This is a genomic window from Candidatus Neomarinimicrobiota bacterium (assembly GCA_018647265.1).
Lineage (GTDB): Bacteria > Fidelibacterota > Marinisomatia > Marinisomatales > TCS55 > TCS55.
The window spans coordinates 1-5,061 of record JABGTK010000140.1; the positions used below are offsets into that span (position 1 = coordinate 1).

7 protein-coding genes are annotated in these 5,061 nt (G+C 37.6%); 5 read left to right on the forward strand and 2 right to left on the reverse strand.

Translation table 11 applies throughout. The annotated features are described in order from the left end of the window. The 5 genes from HN459_08480 to HN459_08500 all read left to right on the forward strand — a co-directional run. Positions 1-488 (forward strand): HAD family hydrolase (locus HN459_08480; protein MBT3479482.1); only part of this gene is annotated, 488 nt, incomplete at its 5' end. A gap of 95 nt (positions 489-583) precedes the next feature. Next, positions 584-1,375, forward strand: a complete 792-nt coding sequence (locus tag HN459_08485; protein MBT3479483.1) for a C40 family peptidase — start codon at positions 584-586, stop codon at positions 1,373-1,375. Further along, a complete protein-coding gene (locus tag HN459_08490) occupies positions 1,368-2,297 on the forward strand; it encodes an LD-carboxypeptidase (protein MBT3479484.1) in 930 nt (309 codons plus the stop codon). Before HN459_08485 ends, HN459_08490 begins: the two co-directional genes overlap by 8 nt. A 7-nt stretch (positions 2,298-2,304) precedes the next feature. Continuing rightward, positions 2,305-2,901, forward strand: coding sequence for a nucleoside recognition protein (locus HN459_08495; GenBank protein MBT3479485.1), 597 nt, complete (start codon positions 2,305-2,307; stop codon positions 2,899-2,901). Further along, positions 2,898-3,446 carry a spore maturation protein gene (locus tag HN459_08500; protein ID MBT3479486.1) on the forward strand — a complete coding sequence of 183 codons (549 nt, stop codon included), beginning with the start codon at positions 2,898-2,900 and terminating at the stop codon, positions 3,444-3,446. The genes HN459_08495 and HN459_08500 overlap by 4 nt, the downstream gene beginning before the upstream one ends. 38 nt (positions 3,447-3,484) lie before the next feature. Here the strand turns inward: HN459_08500 and HN459_08505 are convergent, their stop codons facing one another. Together HN459_08505 and HN459_08510 are read right to left on the reverse strand one after the other, a co-directional pair. Then, positions 3,485-4,507, reverse strand: coding sequence for a PorV/PorQ family protein (locus HN459_08505; GenBank protein ID MBT3479487.1), 1,023 nt, complete (start codon positions 4,505-4,507; stop codon positions 3,485-3,487). Continuing rightward, on the reverse strand, positions 4,504-5,019 hold the full coding sequence (locus HN459_08510) for a hypothetical protein (GenBank protein ID MBT3479488.1): 516 nt from the start codon (positions 5,017-5,019) through the stop codon (positions 4,504-4,506). Before HN459_08510 ends, HN459_08505 begins: the two co-directional genes overlap by 4 nt. Positions 5,020-5,061 lie beyond the last annotated feature (42 nt).

Below are 5,061 nucleotides of genomic sequence, written 5' to 3' on the forward strand. Positions count from 1 at the left end.
ACTATTATATTAAGCTAGGTTTTGATTTTGAAAAAGAACCCTTTTCCATTTCCGGTAGTGAGTTTATAAAAGATTATATGGCGCGGCATCATGAACCGAATTTGCATAGAGGGTCGCAAAGAGCATTGCAGTATTTTAAAAACCGTAGATTTACCCAATCCTTGCTTTCTGCCGCCAGCCAATTCATGCTGGATGACATTCTGCAGTATCATGATATTCGGGATTATTTTATTAAGATTATAGGCCAGGACAACCATTATGCTGAAGGGAAGGAAGCAGCAGGCAAGGCCTGGGTGGATGAATTGCATTATGGTCCCCATGAAGTTTTATTTATTGGTGACACAATTCACGATCATGAAGTGGCTGAAATTATTGGCGCTGATTGTGTATTGGTGTCCAATGGCCATATGAGCCAAGAAAGACTTAAAAAAACTGGTTCGCCGGTATTCAAAAATTTAAATGAGATAATCGGCTGGATTAGTCAGTAATTTAATTTTTCAACCAAAAAGAAAATATTGTAAATAATCTATCCCTATTTGGATAACTCAATTCATAAATTATCGGTAAGCAAATATTAAAAAATATGAATTCTTATTTTACAATTAACGTCTGTGTCGCCAATGTGTACAGCAATAATGATTTTGATTCAAGCGTTTTAACCCAAGCGTTGTTGGGCGAATCATGCTTGATTTTGGACGAAGTACCAAAATGGGTTAAAATCCGTCAGGAAGATGGATATGAAGGATGGATAAATCGGTTTTACGGCATTATCTCAAATAAAATTTATGATTCAAATAATATCTGTGATGATCTGAATCATGTAGTTTACCAAGACAAAGGTCTAACCATTCCCATGAGAGAATTAACTTTTGGTAACCAATTAAAAACAGAAAAATTAAAGGACTGTTTAAAGGTAACATTACCCGACGGATTTATAGGTTGGACTTCATGTAAAACAAGACAAACTCCAAATAAAATTGATAGAGAATCTCTGTTAATTCTTGCGCAAAATTTTTTAGGATGCCAATATCTTTGGGGTGGAAAATCCCCCAAGGGATTTGATTGCTCCGGATTAATTCAAACGGTTTTTCATGCATTTGGTATCATGTTGCCGAGGGATTCAAAAGATCAATCAAACTATTTTATCTCTAGTTTAATAGATAAAAATAAAGCCAAGATGGGAGATTTACATTTTTTTGGTGTTAAAGGAAAAGTCTCTCATATAGCCATTGCAAATGAGAATGGGAAGTATATTCATTCTCAAGGATTTGTTAAAGAAGAATCATTTAATAAATCAGATATTAATTTTAACGCAGATTTGTTTAATACACATTTACATTCTGTATCAATAGAAAATATTTTATCAGTTGATTAAACCACCAGCTCTAAGACCAAAAAGTACTATTGGAATAGTCAGCCCATCTTCATGGATGAATGAATCCGACCTAAAAACAGCCGTTTCCGTTTTTGATGAAAAGGGTTATAATCTTATTTTGGGTGAAAGTGTATTTTTAAAAGAGAATACTTATGCAGGAACACCTGCTCAACGGGCGAATGATATCAATGGCATGTTTGCCAATCCCGATATAGATACGATTATCTGTGCTCGTGGTGGATATGGTGCTAATCGTGTTTTGCCCCTTTTGGATTATGATCTCATCAAAGCGAATCCGAAAATATTTATGGGTTACAGTGATATCACTGCTTTGCTACTATCAATCACCCAAAAAACTGGGCTTATAACTTTTCATGGTCCCATGCTTACCTCTTTTAAAAACGGAATGATTAATTATAATTTTAATCAATTAGAAAGAACTTTATTTGGTCAGGAGTCCGTAACCATCCAATCGCCACCTGATTTACAGATGAGGACATTAATCCCTGGAATAGCAGAAGGGCCTATTTGGGGAGGAAATATGTGTCTTCTTGTAAATCGTATTGGAACAAATGATCAATTAAATACAAGTGGTAGCATTTTATTTTTGGAAGATATTGGTGAGTATAAATATGCATTCGATCGAATGTTGATTCATATGAAAGAGGCGGGAATGTTTAGTAATATAAAGGGTTTAATAATTGGCGAGTTAAAGGACATGAAAGAACAGAACATAGCATTTGGAAAATCAACGGATGAAATTGTTATGGATGTTTGTGGCGAATTGGAAATTCCAATTATATCTAATTTCCCATGTGGGCATGGGAAATATCAGGTGACACTTCCCCTTTCGACCGTGGTAAAATTGGAAGCAAATTCTGTTTCACCAACATTAACTTTTTTAAATTCATTCGTTAATTAAGGAAAATATGCTGAATTACATTTGGTTTGGAATGATGCTGATTGGAGTGGTTGTCGGCGCCATGACTGGGAATATTGATGCTGTAACTCAAGCGGCAATTGATATGGCGAAAGTTGCGGTGAATTTGGCAATTGGTTTAATTGGAATTATGGCCCTCTGGCTGGGTATTATGAAAATTGCAGAAGAATCGGGATTGATTCGAATAATCGCTAAGGGATTACGGCCTATCACAATTCGTCTTTTTCCTGATGTACCTGAAGATCACCCTGCAATAGGATCAATCGTTTTAAATATGTCTGCTAATATATTAGGTTTGGGTAATGCTGCCACACCACTTGGACTTAAAGCCATGGAAGAACTCCAGGAATTAAATCCAAGTAAAGAAACAGCAACCAATGCGATGGCAATGTTTTTGGCATTGAATACATCAAGTGTTCAATTAATTTTGCCTGCAACAGTAGTTGCCTTGATGGGATCATTCTCTAGTCAAATTTTTATTACCACAATCGTGGCAACTACTATGTCCTCCATTGCCGCTGTAGTCGCTGTTAAATTTTTGGAAAAACGAAATCGTTTTTCTATCGTGAGCAGGGGTGATGCATGATTGATTCATTTGTGACTACAATTAATGAATTTTCTAAATACATTATTCCATTTCTTCTAGTTGGAATTCCCTTTTATGGATTGGCTTTTAAAAAAGTAAAAGTATATGAATCCTTTGTGGAAGGAGCGAAAGATGGCTTCACGATTGCTGTAAGGATTATACCATATCTTGTAGCCATATTGGTAGCTATTGGAATGTTTCGTGCTTCTGGTGCATTGGATTTATTACTCAATTTTTTATCACCGGTCTTATCTTTAATAGGATTTCCACCAGAAAACCTTCCCTTGGCATTGATGCGTCCGTTATCTGGAAGCGGTTCTTTAGGACTTTTGACCGATTTGATAAACCAGCATGGGCCAGATTCACTTATAGCAAAAATTGGAGCCACTATGTTTGGATCCACAGAAACAACCTTTTATGTTTTAGCTGTTTATTTTGGGTCAGTCGGGATTCGCAAAACTAGGCACGCATTAATGGCGGGACTTTTTGCAGATGCAGTGGGTATAATAAGTGCGGTATATGTGTGTCGTTTCTTTTTTGGGTAAGAAACTGACAAATATTATTGGTTAGTGTAGAGAATATCCTAGAATCTTAAACCTAGTGCAAGGCGCTGGACATTTTTTAATCGTCCAAATGCGGAATAAGAATAATCTATTTTAAGCATTGTTGCGGATCCTCCAACCCTATAATTGATTCCGCCACCAAATGTGAGTCCTTCTTCTGAATCCTCACGGAATAAAGTTGTCATCCCACCCCTTAAAAAGAAAGTTTCTGCCAGGGCATATTCAAACCCCGCATTTACCCATTCCACATTGTCGTTGGGGTGTAGAGCATCTACGGCAAAGCTGAGTCTCATTTTTTCTGTTTGTATAATTTCACCCGAGAGACCCACCCGGAATAGAAGTGGTAAAGGAAATTCATCTGTTTCATAGGATGCATTAACAAATTCAACATTCCCTCCATTATCAGGATCGGGGTCCACGCTGAACTTTTGATCCCGCCCAGACATTTTCATATCAGATCCATAATTAGAAAGACTGGCTCCAAGGCGAATACCGTTGAAAGGTGTCACAAATAATGCGCCAAGATCGGCAGCAATAGAAGTTGCGGCAGCATGCCAAATACTTTGTCGGATATATTTGATGTTACCACCAATAGAAAATTGGTCTGTTAACTTTCTGGCATAACTTATAGTCATAGCCAAGTCACTGGCATCAAAGAATTCACCAGTTCCATTTGGCTTTTCTACTGTGCGTACCAAATCCTCTGGGACTGTCAGGCTGGTCATGCTGAAACCGATTACCCCAACGCGTTTTAAATTGATGGCAAAAGCGGCATAATTAAAATTGATACCAGCAAGCCAATCACTGTTCATAAACATAGTTTCCATCCGGTCAATCGATGCCAACCCTGCGGGATTCCAATACATCGAACTAATATTACCTCTCATTGCTGTGAAGGCATTTCCCATAGCAGATGCTCGGGCATCGACACCAATTTTCAGAAATTGAGCTGCAGTGGTACCAGTTTTTGTGATGGACTCCGTATTGTCCAATTGGGCTATGATGAGGGAGGATAAAAATAAGAGGAGGATGAAGCGTTTCATTTTATGACAGCCATCCTTCCAATTTTTTCACCCAGTTTTCCAGCATCCACATGGTAGATATAAACACCATAAGCGATGGGGAAATTATCTTTGGTAGTTAAATCCCATGTTTCTTGCCCATCATCAAAAGTGGATGAATGTAAAATTTCTTTCACCAATTCTCCCGTGGTGGTATATATCCGAATCGTACATTCGTGGGGGAGTTTGTCAAAATATACTCTTCGTGGACCACGATCTCTGGGGTTTTGCCTATCCAATGGTTCAAGAACATTCGTAACAACATATGGATTTGGGACAACGCGAATATCTTCCAAAGCATCAGTAGCTAATTGAGGGTCAATAATTGAAGCTACCGTTTGGAACTCATAAATATCGTCTGCTTTAAAAGGCCGATCTGTAGCAATATAATATATATCGCCTCCAATGGGATGGGTGACAACTATATCTTGGGGTGAATTAAAATCAATTTGCCAGGAAACATTAATACCGTTTCCTTCTTCGAGTATGACCACACTTTCACCGAAATCCCATGTCTTATTTCTAATCTTATAATC